We start from the raw sequence: 13,704 nt of genomic DNA on the forward strand, positions 1-13,704 counted from the left end.
GCCCCGCGAGGGTCTCCGGGCGGGGTCTTCCGCTTCCCTTCGGTCGTCCCGGTCCGGGCGGTAGGCTTCGGGCGTCGCCTGTCCCGTACCCCTCCGGAGGAGTCCCGTGCCCGAGTTGCCCGAGGTCGAGGTCGTACGACGCGGTCTTGAGCGCTGGGTCGGCGGGCGCACCGTGGGCGAGGTCGAGGTGCTCCATCCGCGGGCCGTGCGCCGGCACCCGGCCGGCGGGGCGGACTTCGCCGCCCGGCTCAAGGGGCACCGCTTCGGGACGGCGCGCCGGCGCGGCAAGTACCTGTGGATTCCGCTCGCGGACTCCGACGTCTCCGTCCTTGGCCATCTCGGCATGAGCGGGCAGCTGCTCGTCCAGCCCGAGGACGCCTCCGACGAGAAGCACCTGCGGATCCGCGTCCGTTTCCAGGACGGCCTCGGCACCGAGCTGCGCTTCGTCGACCAGCGGACCTTCGGCGGGCTCTCGATCCACGACAACACGGCGGACGGCCTTCCCGACGTCATCGCGCACATCGCCCGCGATCCGCTGGACCCGGCGTTCGACGACGCGGCCTTCCAGACGGCGCTGCGCCTGCGCCGTACGACCGTCAAGCGTGCGCTGCTCGACCAGACGCTGATCAGCGGGGTCGGCAACATCTATGCCGACGAGGCGCTGTGGCGCGCGAAGCTGCACTACGAACGCCCCACCGCGACGCTGACCCGTCCGCGCTCCGCCGAGCTTCTCGGCCATGTACGGGACGTCATGAACGCGGCTCTTGCCGCTGGAGGCACCAGCTTCGACAGCCTCTACGTCAATGTGAACGGGGAGTCGGGCTACTTCGACCGGTCGCTGGACGCCTATGGGCGTGAGGACGAGCCGTGCCGCCGCTGCGGTACGCCGATGCGGCGCCGGCCGTGGATGAACCGGTCCAGCTACTTCTGCCCGCGCTGCCAGCGTCCGCCGCGCGCGACGGCCTGACGCTCGCGGTCGCTCTCACGCGCGCGCCGCGGTCGCTCAGGCGCTCGCCGCGGCCGCGCGCTCCTCGTCGTAGCTCTCGCGCGCCGAGAGGACGTCCGGCATCCGGCCCTCGACCAGGTCGATCAGCGCACGCAGCCGCTCCGCGATCTCGCGGCCCAGCGGCGTCAGCCGGTAGTCCACCCGCGGCGGGTTGGTCGGCTGCGCCTCGCGGTGGACGAGCCCGTCGCGCTCCAGCGCGTGCAGGGTCTGCGCCAGCATCTTCTCGCTGACCCCGTCGACCCGGCGGCGCAGCTCGTTGAACCGGAACGTGCCCTCGTGGAGCGCGCCGAGCGTGAGCGTGCCCCACCGGCCCGTCACATGCTCCAGCGTCTCGCGCGAGGTGCAGGCCCGGGCGAACACGTTGAACACGAGGTCGTCAGTCATGCCCTCTACCATACTCGCGCACAGCGCTAACCAAGGGAGTGCGCTTACTCATGGATTGCACTTTCGGAAAGTTAGTGCTCTACTTCTTGTCGTTCCCCCCGCCGATGAGGAGTCCCACCATGTCCACGCCCGTCGTCTCCATCGCCTACCACTCCGGCTACGGCCACACCGCCGTCGTCGCCGAGGCCGTCCGTGCCGGTGCCCTCGACGCGGGGGCCACCGTCCACCTGATCAAGGTCGACGAGATCACCGACGCCCAGTGGGAGCTGCTGGACGCCTCCGACGCGATCGTCTTCGGCTCGCCGACGTACATGGGTACGGCCTCGGGCGCGTTCCACAAGTTCGCCGAGGACAGCTCGAAGCGCTGGTTCACGGACGCCTGGATCGACAAGCTGGCCGCGGGCTTCACCAACTCCGCCTCCAAGAGCGGCGACAAGCTGCACACGCTGCAGTTCTTCCAGATCCTCGCCGCCCAGCACGGCATGACCTGGGTGAACCTGGGCCTGAAGCCGGGCTGGAACACCACCGAGGCGTCGGAGAACGACATCAACCGCCTCGGCTTCTTCTCCGGCGCCGCCGCCCAGACCCACAACGACCTGGGCCCCGAGGGCGTCCACAAGGCCGACCTCGCCACCGCCGAACACCTCGGCCGCCGCGTCGCCACGACCGCCCGCACCTTCGCAACGGGCCGCGCCGCCGCCTGACCGCGCAACGCGCGAAAGGCCCCGTCGCCACTCGGTGACGGGGCCTTTCGAACGGTTCGGATCCCGCCCCCACCGCATGTGAACGGCCCCTGACTTGGCGAAACAGTCAGGGGCCTTGTGCTGTGCGACGCCCGGTCGCCACAGGCGCTCGCCATCGGGCAATGGCTGGGCGTGTTCGGAAGCTGAGCGGCGTGGACCCGCACCGTGGGCTTGGGCGGGGACATTCCCCGCTCGTACCCCTGCCACGGTAGACGCAGTGCGGGCCGCCCCCGTCGCCGATGGCGACCGAGACGGCCCACGAAAGCTCACAGGTGGCCGACCTGCGGAAATGTCAGAAGCCGAAGTCCTGCGTCCACCACGGGCCGCCGTCCGCGAAGTGCACGCCGACGCCCAGGGTCTTGTAGTCGCAGTTCAGGATGTTCGCGCGGTGGCCGTCGCTGTTCATCCACGACGCCATCACGGCTGCCGCGTCCACTTGGCCGCGGGCGATGTTCTCGCCGCCCATGCCCGTGACGCCCGCCTGGTCGGCGCGGTCCCAGGGGGTGTCGCCGTCCGGGTCCGTGTGGTCGAAGAAGCTGCGCTGCGCCATGTCCTGGCTGAACGCTCCCGCCAGTGCGGCGAGGGCGCCGTCCGACCGGACCGGGGTGCAGCCGACCTTGGCCCGCTCCACGTTGACCAGCCGTACGACCTCCGCCTCGGCCGCCGCGGCGCGGCTGGGCACGGACGGGGTCGGCGCCGGGGCCGGGGTGCGCACGACGGGCTTCTCGGTCGTGGGCGCCGGCTTGGGCTTCGGCTTCGCCGTCGTCCTCGACGGCTGCGGGGCCGGCTTCTTCGGCGCCGGGGACGCGGTGGTCTTCGACGGCTTCGGCGACGGGGTCGCGGAAGGGGAGGACGAGGCCTTGTCGGTCGCGTTGCCGGTGGCCTTGCCGGTGGCCTTGCCCGTACCCGTACCCGTCGACGGGCTCGACGACTGGCTCGACGGGGTCGCGGACGAGCCGCCCTGCGTCGTCAGCTCCGGCGTCTGCCGGGACTGGGTGGTCTGCTGCTCTCCGGAGCCGGCACTGCCCACGGTCAGGGTGTCCCCGCCGGGCAGAAGGCCCGAGGCGACGGCGACCGCGCCGACGGCCACCGCGGCCGAGGCGCCGATCAGTCCCGTACGCATGCCGCGCTTCCTGCGGCGTTCACCCCGGTGCCGGCGGTCCGAACCCGCCGCGTAATCTTCTGCGGCGGGCGCGGCGCCGGAGCGACGATGGCGTCCCATCTGCTCTGCCTTCCTGACGACCTGTGCTGTCTCTTTGCTGATCTTTGCTTCTGCGTGGCCCGTGACGGGCCTGCTCGATGAGGCGCACCCGAACGGGTGAGCCTCATTCGGTCGGGACTGTACGCCATGACGCGCCGGGGCGACGTGCTCCTTCGGCAATTGGCCCGTTAGCGTGCAGCCATGAATGAAGACGTACGGCTCACCGCATGGGTGCGCGGCCGAGTACAGGGAGTGGGCTTCCGCTGGTTCACCAGGGCAAACGCCTTGGAGATCGGAGGGCTCGTCGGCTTCGCCCTGAACCTCGACGACGGGCGCGTGCAGGTTGTGGCCGAGGGGCCGAGTGAGAATTGCCACCGACTGCTCGACTGGCTGCGCTCCGGCGACACTCCCGGGCGCGTCGACGGAGTCACTGAGATCTGGGCCACCCCGCGCGGCGGTTACGACAGCTTCGCGATCCGCTGACGAACGTCTCGGCGGACCCCCTCCCGGTGGCCTGCTCGACCCCCGAGCGGACGTTCGTCGACGAGCCGTCGAAGTGGAAATGGCCTGATGGTTGCCGAGAGGGGCTTGCGGTGGCGCGCTCCGCGCGGAAGGATGATCGCTACGCCCCTGAGGCACCGAGTTGCGAGGCGCCGCCGCCTGTTCCGCGGCCGCAGACCCCCCGGTTGCCCTTGATACGGGGCGTGATCGTGTTGACCGTCAAACTTTTTGGTGAGACGCTGGAATCCCCGCGCACCTTAGCTGTTTGGCAGTACGAACCGGCACGACATGAAGCACTGCCGAGACCGCGGGTGCGAAATCCCTCACGACCCACACCGCTTCGGTCGGTCACTCAGTGTGGAGGACCATCCATCATGGCAAAGGCGCTTCTCGGTTACGTCGGCGGCTCCGACCCGCGACTCCTCGCCGAGATGCGACGGCTTCAGCAGCGCGTCCAGGATCTGGAGTCCGAGCTCGTTCGGATCCAGTCCGAGAACGACGCGCTCAACGCTGCCGCCGCACAGCATGGCGAGTCGCTGCTCGACAGCATCGACCTCGACGTTCCCCAGGCGGAGCCTGCGCTCACCTGACAGTCAGCCCCGTGCCGGGGCCAGGTGAGAAACACTCACGCCAGCACAGCTGGATATGCAAGGGGCGCTCCGGCGTCCCTTCTTTCTTGAGTCCCCCATGAGCCCCCCGAGTCCCACCGTTCCTTAGGGGAGGGTGTGCCCTGCACCTTCATGGGTGAAACGCGCAACCACAGGTAGAGTCCGGGGGCGTGCACCTCAAGGCCCTGACCCTCCGCGGTTTCAAGTCGTTCGCCTCCGCCACCACGCTGCGGTTCGAACCTGGAATCACGTGTGTCGTCGGGCCGAACGGCTCGGGCAAGTCCAATGTGGTGGACGCGCTGTCCTGGGTCATGGGAGAGCAGGGCGCCAAGTCGCTGCGCGGCGGCAAGATGGAGGACGTCATCTTCGCCGGCACGACCGGGCGCCCGCCGCTCGGCCGCGCCGAGGTCTCGCTGACCATCGACAACTCCGACGGCGCGCTGCCCATCGACTACGCCGAGGTCACCATCACCCGGATCATGTTCCGGGGCGGCAGCAGCGAGTACCAGATCAACGGCGACACCTGCCGGCTGCTCGACATCCAGGACCTGCTCTCCGACTCCGGCATCGGCCGCGAGATGCACGTCATCGTCGGCCAGGGCCAGCTCGACTCCGTCCTGCACGCCGACCCCATGGGCCGCCGCGCCTTCATCGAGGAGGCCGCCGGCGTCCTCAAGCACCGCAAGCGCAAGGAGAAGGCGCTGCGGAAGCTCGACGCGATGCAGGCCAACCTCGCGCGCGTGCAGGACCTCACCGACGAACTGCGCCGCCAGCTGAAGCCGCTCGGCCGGCAGGCGGCGGTCGCCCGACGGGCCGCGGTCATCCAGGCCGATCTGCGCGACGCCCGTCTGCGCCTGCTCTCCGACGACCTCGTACGCCTCCAGGAAGCGCTCAAGACCGAAGTCGCCGACGAGGCCGCGCTCAAGGAGCGCAAGGAGAGCGCCGAGGCGGAACTCCGCGCGGCGCTCGCCAAGGAGGCCGACCTCGAGGACGAGGTCCGCCGGCTCGCCCCGCGCCTTCAGCTCGCCCAGCAGACCTGGTACGAACTCTCCCAGCTCGCCGAGCGGGTCCGCGGCACCGTCTCGCTGGCCGACGCGCGCGTGAAGAGCGCCACCGCCCAGCCGCCGGAGGAGCGCCGGGGCCGCGACCCCGAGGACATGGAGCGCGAGGCCGCCCGGATCCGTGAGCAGGAGGCCGAACTGGAGGCCGCCCTCGAAGCGGCCGAACGGGCCCTGGAGGACACCGTCGCCCACCGCGCCGAACTGGAGCGCGAACTGGCGGTGGAGGAGCGCCGGCTCAAGGACGTGGCCCGCGCCATCGCCGACCGGCGCGAGGGCCTCGCCCGGCTGCACGGCCAGGTCAACGCCGCCCGCTCGCGCGCCGCGTCCGCCCAGGCCGAGATCGACCGGCTCGCCGCCGCACGCGACGAGGCCCAGGAACGGGCCGTCGCCGCACAGGAGGAGTACGAGCAGCTCAAGGCCGAGGTCGACGGACTCGACGCGGGCGACACGGAACTGGGGGAGCGGTACGAGGCCGCCCGCCGGGACCTCGCCGCGGCCGAGTCGGCGCTGACGGCCGCCCGCGAGGCGGCCACCGAGGCCGACCGCAGCCGCGCGGCGACCCGGGCCCGGCACGAGGCGCTCTCCCTGGGGCTGCGCCGCAAGGACGGGACAGGAGCACTGCTCGGCGCCCGGGACACGCTGGGCGGACTGCTCGGCCCGGCCGCCGAACTGCTCACCGTCACCCCGGGATACGAGATCCCCCTCGCCGCCGCCCTCGGCGCGGCGGCGGACGCGATCGCCGTCTCCGGCCCCGCCGCGGCCGCCGAGGCCCTGCGCCTGCTGCGCAAGCAGGACGCGGGCCGGGCGGCGCTGCTGCTCACGGGCGGGGAGGCGCCGGGGGAGTCCCCGGAGTCCGCGGGCGGACACCCTCGCGCGGCGGACTTCGTCCGGGGCCCCGAGGAACTCATGACGTCCGTACGCCGGTTGCTCGCCGGGATCGTCGTGGTCGGGACGTTGGAGGAGGCCGAGGAACTGGTCTACGCCCACCCGGGCCTCACCGCCGTCACCGCCGAGGGCGACCTCCTCGGGGCGCACTTCGCACAGGGCGGCTCCGCCGGGGCGCCCAGCCTCCTGGAGGTGCAGGCGTCCGTCGACGAGGCGGCCGCCGAGCTGGAGGAGCTGGAGTCGCGCTGCGCACGGCTGGCCGCGGCCCAGCAGGAGGCCACCGAACACCGGCGTACGTCCGCCGCGCTCGTCGAGGAGCTCGCCGAACGCCGCCGCGCCGCCGACCGCGAGAAGTCCCAGGTCGCGCAGCAGCTCGGCCGGCTCGCCGGACAGGCCCGCGGTGCCGCGGGGGAGGCCGAGCGCACCACCGCGGCGGCCGCCCGCGCGGAGGAGGCCCTGGAGAAGGCGCTCTACGAGGCCGAGGAGCTGGCCGAGCGGCTGCTGGTCGCCGAGGAGGCCCCGGCCGAGGAGGAACCCGACACCTCCGTGCGCGACCGGCTCGCCGCCGACGGCGCCAACGCCCGCCAGACCGAGATGGAGGCCCGGCTCCAGCTCCGTACGCACGAGGAGCGGGTCAAGGGTCTTGCGGGACGCGCCGACTCCCTCGACCGGGGCGCCCGCGCCGAACGCGAGGCACGCGCGCGTGCCGAGCAGCGCCGCGCCCGGCTGCGCCACGAGGCGGAGGTCGCCACCGCCGTCGCCGCCGGCGCCCGGCAGCTCCTCTCGCACATCGAGGTCTCCCTGCTCCGGGCCGAGCAGGAGCGCGCGCTGGCGGAGGCCGCGAAGGGCGCCCGCGAGCAGGGCCTGGCCGGGGCCCGCAACCGGGGCCGCGAACTGAAGGCCGAGCTGGACAAGCTCACCGACTCCGTCCACCGGGGCGAGGTCCTCGGCGCGGAGAAGCGGATGCGGATCGAGCAGCTGGAGACCAAGGCCCTGGAGGAGCTGGGCGTCGAGCCGGCCGGCCTCGTCTCCGAGTACGGCCCCCATCAACTCGTACCGCCGTCGCCGCCCGCCGAGGGCGAGGAGCTGCCGGAGGACCCGGAGCATCCGCGCAACCAGCCGCGCCCCTTCGTCCGTTCGGAGCAGGAGAAGCGGCTCAAGTCCGCCGAACGGGCGTACCAGCAGCTCGGCAAGGTGAATCCGCTGGCCCTCGAGGAGTTCGCTGCGCTGGAGGAACGCCACAAGTTCCTCTCCGAGCAGCTGGAGGACCTCAAGAAGACCCGGGCCGACCTCCTTCAGGTCGTGAAAGAGGTCGACGTCCGCGTCGAGCAGGTCTTCACCGAGGCCTACCGGGACACCGCCCGCGAGTTCGAGGGTGTCTTCTCGCGTCTCTTCCCCGGCGGCGAGGGGCGGCTGATCCTGACCGACCCCGACAACATGCTCACCACCGGTGTCGATGTGGAGGCCCGTCCCCCGGGCAAGAAGGTCAAGCGGCTCTCCCTGCTCTCCGGTGGCGAGCGCTCGCTGACCGCCGTGGCGATGCTGGTCTCCATCTTCAAGGCCCGCCCCAGCCCCTTCTACGTGATGGACGAGGTGGAGGCGGCCCTGGACGACACCAACCTCCAGCGGCTGATCCGGATCATGCAGGAACTCCAGGAGTCCTCGCAGCTCATCGTCATCACGCACCAGAAGCGGACGATGGAGGTCGCCGACGCGCTCTACGGCGTCTCCATGCAGGGCGACGGCGTCTCGAAGGTCATCAGCCAGCGGCTGCGGTGATCGGTTCTCATGATCAACTACAAGTCTTGAACTCAAGGTGCCATGGGGTGCGGTTTAAGTCATACGACATCAAGTATTGACTTCGAAACTTGAAGGCATAGTCTCTGCAACGTTGCTTTTACCTTCAAGTGGTGGGCGGCGTGATGTTGTGCGCCACTGGAAGGGCTCGCCCCCCACGCCCCGGCGACGCTGCCGGAGGCCTCCAGGAGTCCATGTGACCAGCACCGCGCAGGCGCCCACGCCGCCGCCTTCCGAAGGCCGAGCCGCCCACCCGGACCACCTCGGCCACGTCATCTTCATCACGGCGTCCGCAGCGATGGGTGGTTTCCTGTTCGGCTACGACAGCTCCGTCATCAACGGCGCCGTCGAGGCCATCCGGGACCGGTACGACATCGGCTCGGGCACGCTGGCCCAGGTCATCGCCATCGCCCTGATCGGCTGCGCGATCGGCGCCGCGACCGCCGGCCGGATCGCCGACCGCATCGGCCGCATCCGCTGCATGCAGATCTCCGCCGTGCTCTTCGCCGTCAGCGCCGTCGGCTCCGCACTGCCCTTCGCCCTCTGGGACCTCGCCTTCTGGCGGATCGTCGGCGGCTTCGCCATCGGCATGGCCTCGGTGATCGGCCCGGCGTACATCGCCGAGGTTGCCCCCGCCGCGTACCGCGGCCGCCTCGGCTCCTTCCAGCAGGCCGCCATCGTCATCGGCATCGCCATCTCCCAGCTGGTCAACTACGGCATCCTGCAGATCGCCGACGGCGACCAGCGCGGTGAGATCGGCGGCCTCGAGGCCTGGCAGTGGATGCTCGGCGTGATGGTCGTCCCCGCCGTGCTCTACGGACTGCTCTCCTTCGCCATCCCCGAATCCCCCCGCTTCCTGATCTCCGTCGGCAAGCTCGACCGCGCCAAGGAGGTCCTCGCCGAGGTGGAGGGCCACGAGGTCAACCTCGACCACCGCGTCGCCGAGATCGACCGCGCCATGCGCAGCGAGCACAAGTCCACCTTCAGGGACCTGCTCGTGGCCGGCAGCCGCTTCAGGCTGCTCCCCATCGTCTGGGTCGGCATCGGACTCTCGGTCTTCCAGCAGCTCGTCGGAATCAACGTCGCCTTCTACTACTCGGCGACGCTCTGGCAGTCGGTCGGCGTCGACCCCTCCAGCTCGTTCTTCTACTCGTTCACCACGTCGATCATCAACATCGTCGGCACCGTGATCGCGATGGTCCTGGTCGACCGGGTGGGCCGTAAGCCCCTCGCCCTCGTCGGCTCCATCGGTATGGCCATCGCCCTCGCCTTCGAGGCCTGGGCGTTCTCCGCCGACCTCGTCGACGGCAAGCTGCCCGAGACCGAGGGCGTCGTGGCGCTCGTCGCCGCCCACGTCTTCGTGCTCTTCTTCGCCCTCTCGTGGGGCGTGGTGGTCTGGGTCTTCCTCGGCGAGATGTTCCCCAACCGGATCCGGGCCGCCGCCCTCGGCGTCGCCGCCTCCGCGCAGTGGATCGCCAACTGGGCCATCACCGCGAGCTTCCCGTCCCTCGCGGACTGGAACCTCTCCGGCACGTACATCATCTACACGGTCTTCGCCGTGCTCTCCATCCCCTTCGTGCTCAGGTACGTGAAGGAGACCAAGGGCAAGGCGTTGGAGGAGATGGGCTAAACCCCGCTGCCCCTCTCCTCGAATCCGGAACTGCCCCGGCGCACGGTCCTATGCCGTGAGCCGGGGCAGCACCGTCTCCCCCAGCAGACGCAGACTGCGCCACGCCTCTTCGACCGGCATACCGCCGCACAGCGGATGCAGCACCAGACTCTCCAGCTCCCGCCCCAGCGCCACGCACTCATCCGGCGTCACGATCCGGTACACCCCCTCCGCCCGCAGCTCCGCGACCGTCGTCGCCGTCGAGCGCACCGCCGAGCGGATGTCCTTCGACTGCCAGGAGGCGTACGTCCGCGCCTCGTGCAGGAAGTGCTCCCCGTACAACTCCCAGGACCGGTCCGGGTCCTCCGAGAGATGCAGCAGCGAGGTCCGCTCGGCCGGCATCATCGTCCAGCCCTCGGTGCCGTACTCCGCGCACCGCTCCCGGTAGTACGTCTCCAGCTCCGGCAGATGCGCGCTCGGGAAGAACGGCAGCCCGAGCCGGGCCGCCCGTCGCGCCGCCGCCTTCGAGGAACCGCCGACCAGAAGCAGCGGATGCGGCCGGGTGAACGGCCGCGGGGTGACCCGCACCGTACGGCCCTGATACGTGAACGGCTCACCCGACCACGCCTGCAGCAGGGTCTCCAGGAGCAGGTCCTGCAGCTTGCCGCGGCGGCCCCAGTCGACCCCGCGCTCCTCGTACTCCTCCGGCCGGTAGCCGATACCCGCGACCGTCACGAGGCGCCCCGCGCTCAACAGGTCCAGGACGGCGATCTCCTCGGCCAGCCGCAGCGGGTCGTGGAGCGGGCCGATGATCGCGGAGATCGTGACCGCGATCCTCTTCGTGGCGCCGAACACCGCGCCCGCGAAGGCGAAGGGAGAGGGCAGCCAGTTGTTGGTGGCGCCGTGGTGCTCCTCGGTCTGGATCGTGTCGACGCCGTGCTCGTCCGCGTAGGCGGCCATGGCGAGGGCGGCGCGATAGCGCTCCGAGAGGGACTCGGGGGTCGCGTGGGGATCGACGAGGTTGAACCGTACGACTGTGAAGGGCATGGGAAGTCCCCCTCCGCGAGCGTGGGATGCCGGCGAAGGGGGACGCTATCTGACGTCGCGTCAGATGGAAACAGTCTCGCGGACCTCGGCCGGCTCCTTGGCCGCCGGCGCGGCGGTCCGCGGCAGCACCGCGTACAGCACACCCGCGACCACGATCGTCGCGCCCCAGCCGAGTCCGTTCTCGCCGATCCAGGAGGAGGCGAGCGGGCCGGAGAACCAGTCGACCTTGGTGAACAGCAGACCCACCAGCAGGGCCACCGCCCACGCTGTCATCGCCTGCCAGGCGAAACCGCCCCGGTACCAGTAGGCGCTGGTGCGCGTGGTGTCCATCAGCGCCACGCCGTCGTACGACCTCCGCCGCAGCATGTCGACGCCGAAGACGCCGATCCACGCGGAGAACGCCACGGCGAGCAGCGTCAGGAACGAGATGAACGAACCGATGAAGCTGGTCGCCACCACCATCAGCAGGAAGCCGAAGACCAGGCTGATCACCGCGTTCACACTCACCGCCGCGGCGCGCGGCACCTTGATGCCCAGCGTCTGCGCCGTGAACCCGGCCGAGTACATCGACATCGAGTTGATCAGCAGCATTCCGATCAGCGCGATGACCAGGTACGGCACGGAGATCCAGGTCGGGAGCAGCTCGCCGATGAACGACACCGGGTCCTGCGCCGACGCCAGACCGGGGGTGGCCACCGCCATCACCGCACCCATCAGCACCATCGGCAGCACGACGATCCCGGCGCCGCCGATCGTGGAGCCGACCATCGCCTTCGAAGAGGCCGTACGCGGCAGATAGCGGGTGAAGTCGGGGCCGGAGGGGACCCAGCTGATGCCGCCCGCCGCGATCGTGCCGATACCCGCGATCATCATGGCCGTCGAACCGGCCGGCTTGTCGAAGACCGCCGACCAGTCGGTGTCGGCGACCAGATACACCAGCACCAGGACCGAGAACGCGCCGAAGAGATACGTCGACCACTTGCTGCACACCCGCAACGCGTTGATGCCGAGCCCGGACACCAGGAAGGTGCAGGCGACGAAGAGCATCAGCGTGATGACGATCAGCGCGGTGTTCGACTTGATGCCGAAGAGCAGATCGAGCACCGTCAGCACGGCATAGGCGCCGGTCACCGCGTTGATCGTCTCCCAGCCCCAGCGGGCGACCCAGATCAGCGACCCGGGGAAGAGATTGCCGCGCTGGCCGAAGACGGCCCGCGACAGGGCCATGCCGGGGGAGCCCCCACGCTTTCCGGCGATCGATATGAGGCCGACGATCCCGTACGAGAGGATCGGCGCGGCCGTCGCGACGACGAGGACCTGCCAGAAGTTCAGGCCGTTGAAGACGACCAGGCCCGCGCCCATCGTGAGCAACAGCACACTGATGTTGGCGGCGACCCAGGTCGGGAACAGCTCACGGACGTGGCCGGTGCGCTCGGCGTCGGGGACGGGTTCGAGACCACGGGTCTCGACGGCACCTTCGCTCTCGGCGGCGTGGGGCATGGGGGTACTCCGTGCGGGGTGTGGGGGACCCACCCAGCGTACGTGCTCCTCCTACGGCCCGCTCGTGGCCGATACTGGAGCCGTTATGGAACTCATTCTTGCTGTAGTCATCGCCCTGGTCGTCGCCGTCGCCGTGACCAGCGGGCTCGTGATCAGCGGCCGCAAGAAGAAGCAGCTGCCGCCGCCCGAGGCGCCGTCCACCACGCCGACCATCACCGCTCCGCCCGTCGAGCCGCACGTCGGCGACGAGGCGGAGACGCCGCGGGAAGAACCACGCCGGACCATCGAGGAGGTCGACCTCCCGGCCGCCGAGGCCCCGGTCGCCGTCGAGGACCCGGTCGTCGCCGAGGCTCCCGCGCCCGAGATCGAGGTGCCGGAACCGACCGCGGGCCGTCTCGTACGGCTCCGGGCCCGCCTCGCCCGCTCGCAGAACTCCCTCGGCAAGGGGCTGCTCACGCTCCTGTCGCGGGACAACCTCGACGAGGACACCTGGGAGGAGATCGAGGAGACCCTCCTCACCGCCGACGTCGGCGTCGCCCCCACCCAGGAGCTGGTCGAGCGGCTGCGCGAGCGCGTCCGCGTCCTCGGCACCCGCACCCCCGACGAGCTGCGCGGCCTGCTCCGCGAGGAGCTCATCACCCTTCTCGGCCCCGACTTCGACCGCACCGTCAAGACCGAGAGCGACCCCGGCACTCCCGGCGTCGTCATGGTCGTCGGCGTCAACGGCACCGGCAAGACCACGACCACCGGCAAGCTCGCCCGGGTCCTGGTCGCCGACGGCCGCTCCGTCGTCCTCGGCGCCGCGGACACCTTCCGTGCCGCCGCCGCGGACCAGCTCCAGACCTGGGGCGAGCGGGTCGGCGCGCGGACCGTGCGCGGCCCCGAGGGCGGCGACCCGGCGTCGATCGCCTTCGACGCGGTCAAGGAGGGCATCGCCGAGGGCGCCGACGTCGTCCTCATCGACACCGCCGGGCGTCTGCACACCAAGACCGGCCTCATGGACGAGCTCGGCAAGGTCAAGCGGGTCGTCGAGAAGCACGGCCCGCTGGACGAGGTCCTGCTCGTCCTCGACGCCACCACCGGCCAGAACGGTCTGGTCCAGGCGCGTGTCTTCGCCGAGGTCGTCGACATCACCGGCATCGTGCTCACCAAGCTCGACGGCACCGCCAAGGGCGGCATCGTCGTCGCGGTCCAGCGCGAGCTGGGCGTCCCGGTCAAGCTGATCGGCCTGGGCGAGGGCCCGGACGACCTGGCCCCCTTCGACCCGGCCGCCTTCGTCGACGCCCTGATCGGCGACGGGGCCTAGAGCGGCCCGCCGCCTCGACGACGCGGCCCCGGTCCCACCACCGGTGGGACCGGGGC

General features: G+C 70.9%; 11 protein-coding genes. 7 read left to right on the forward strand and 4 right to left on the reverse strand.

The window, feature by feature from the left end:
• The first annotated feature begins 106 nt into the window (after positions 1-106).
• Positions 107-967, forward strand: coding sequence for a bifunctional DNA-formamidopyrimidine glycosylase/DNA-(apurinic or apyrimidinic site) lyase (gene mutM, locus ACFC0D_RS09550; RefSeq protein WP_376432896.1), 861 nt, complete (start codon positions 107-109; stop codon positions 965-967).
• Between the two features lie 36 nt (positions 968-1,003).
• Here mutM and ACFC0D_RS09555 read toward each other — a convergent pair whose 3' ends face one another.
• Positions 1,004-1,390 (reverse strand): winged helix-turn-helix transcriptional regulator, encoded by a 387-nt coding sequence (locus ACFC0D_RS09555; RefSeq protein WP_376432898.1) that lies wholly within the window; start codon positions 1,388-1,390, stop codon positions 1,004-1,006.
• A gap of 119 nt (positions 1,391-1,509) precedes the next feature.
• On the opposite strand from ACFC0D_RS09555, the gene ACFC0D_RS09560 reads away from it, so the two are divergent.
• Complete coding sequence (locus tag ACFC0D_RS09560; protein WP_376432900.1) at positions 1,510-2,094, forward strand: flavodoxin family protein; 585 nt, start codon at positions 1,510-1,512, stop codon at positions 2,092-2,094.
• A gap of 331 nt (positions 2,095-2,425) precedes the next feature.
• On the opposite strand, the gene ACFC0D_RS09565 is transcribed toward ACFC0D_RS09560, so the two are convergent.
• Positions 2,426-3,355, reverse strand: coding sequence for a CAP domain-containing protein (locus ACFC0D_RS09565; protein ID WP_376432902.1), 930 nt, complete (start codon positions 3,353-3,355; stop codon positions 2,426-2,428).
• A gap of 180 nt (positions 3,356-3,535) precedes the next feature.
• Here ACFC0D_RS09565 and ACFC0D_RS09570 point away from each other — a divergent pair, with 180 nt between their 5' ends.
• The 4 genes from ACFC0D_RS09570 to ACFC0D_RS09585 all read left to right on the forward strand — a co-directional run bounded on the left by ACFC0D_RS09570 (position 3,536) and on the right by ACFC0D_RS09585 (position 9,816).
• Complete coding sequence (locus tag ACFC0D_RS09570) at positions 3,536-3,817, forward strand: acylphosphatase (RefSeq protein WP_329115458.1); 282 nt, start codon at positions 3,536-3,538, stop codon at positions 3,815-3,817.
• 392 nt (positions 3,818-4,209) lie between these two features.
• Positions 4,210-4,425, forward strand: coding sequence for a hypothetical protein (locus ACFC0D_RS09575; RefSeq protein WP_215066520.1), 216 nt, complete (start codon positions 4,210-4,212; stop codon positions 4,423-4,425).
• Between the two features lie 188 nt (positions 4,426-4,613).
• Positions 4,614-8,168 carry a chromosome segregation protein SMC gene (smc, locus tag ACFC0D_RS09580; protein ID WP_376432905.1) on the forward strand — a complete coding sequence of 1,185 codons (3,555 nt, stop codon included), beginning with the start codon at positions 4,614-4,616 and terminating at the stop codon, positions 8,166-8,168.
• A gap of 214 nt (positions 8,169-8,382) precedes the next feature.
• Positions 8,383-9,816 carry a sugar porter family MFS transporter gene (locus tag ACFC0D_RS09585; protein WP_376432907.1) on the forward strand — a complete coding sequence of 478 codons (1,434 nt, stop codon included), beginning with the start codon at positions 8,383-8,385 and terminating at the stop codon, positions 9,814-9,816.
• A gap of 48 nt (positions 9,817-9,864) precedes the next feature.
• Here ACFC0D_RS09585 and ACFC0D_RS09590 read toward each other — a convergent pair whose 3' ends face one another.
• Positions 9,865-10,842: an LLM class flavin-dependent oxidoreductase gene (locus ACFC0D_RS09590; protein ID WP_376432909.1), complete on the reverse strand. Its 978-nt coding sequence runs from the start codon at positions 10,840-10,842 to the stop codon at positions 9,865-9,867.
• Positions 10,843-10,902: 60 nt separating this feature from the next.
• Positions 10,903-12,342, reverse strand: coding sequence for a cytosine permease (locus ACFC0D_RS09595; protein WP_376432911.1), 1,440 nt, complete (start codon positions 12,340-12,342; stop codon positions 10,903-10,905).
• 85 nt (positions 12,343-12,427) lie between these two features.
• On the opposite strand from ACFC0D_RS09595, the gene ftsY reads away from it, so the two are divergent.
• Positions 12,428-13,648: a signal recognition particle-docking protein FtsY gene (gene ftsY, locus ACFC0D_RS09600; RefSeq protein ID WP_376432913.1), complete on the forward strand. Its 1,221-nt coding sequence runs from the start codon at positions 12,428-12,430 to the stop codon at positions 13,646-13,648.
• The last annotated feature ends 56 nt before the right edge of the window (positions 13,649-13,704 follow it).

Source organism: Streptomyces sp. NPDC056222, from assembly GCF_042264065.1.
Lineage (GTDB): Bacteria > Actinomycetota > Actinomycetes > Streptomycetales > Streptomycetaceae > Streptomyces.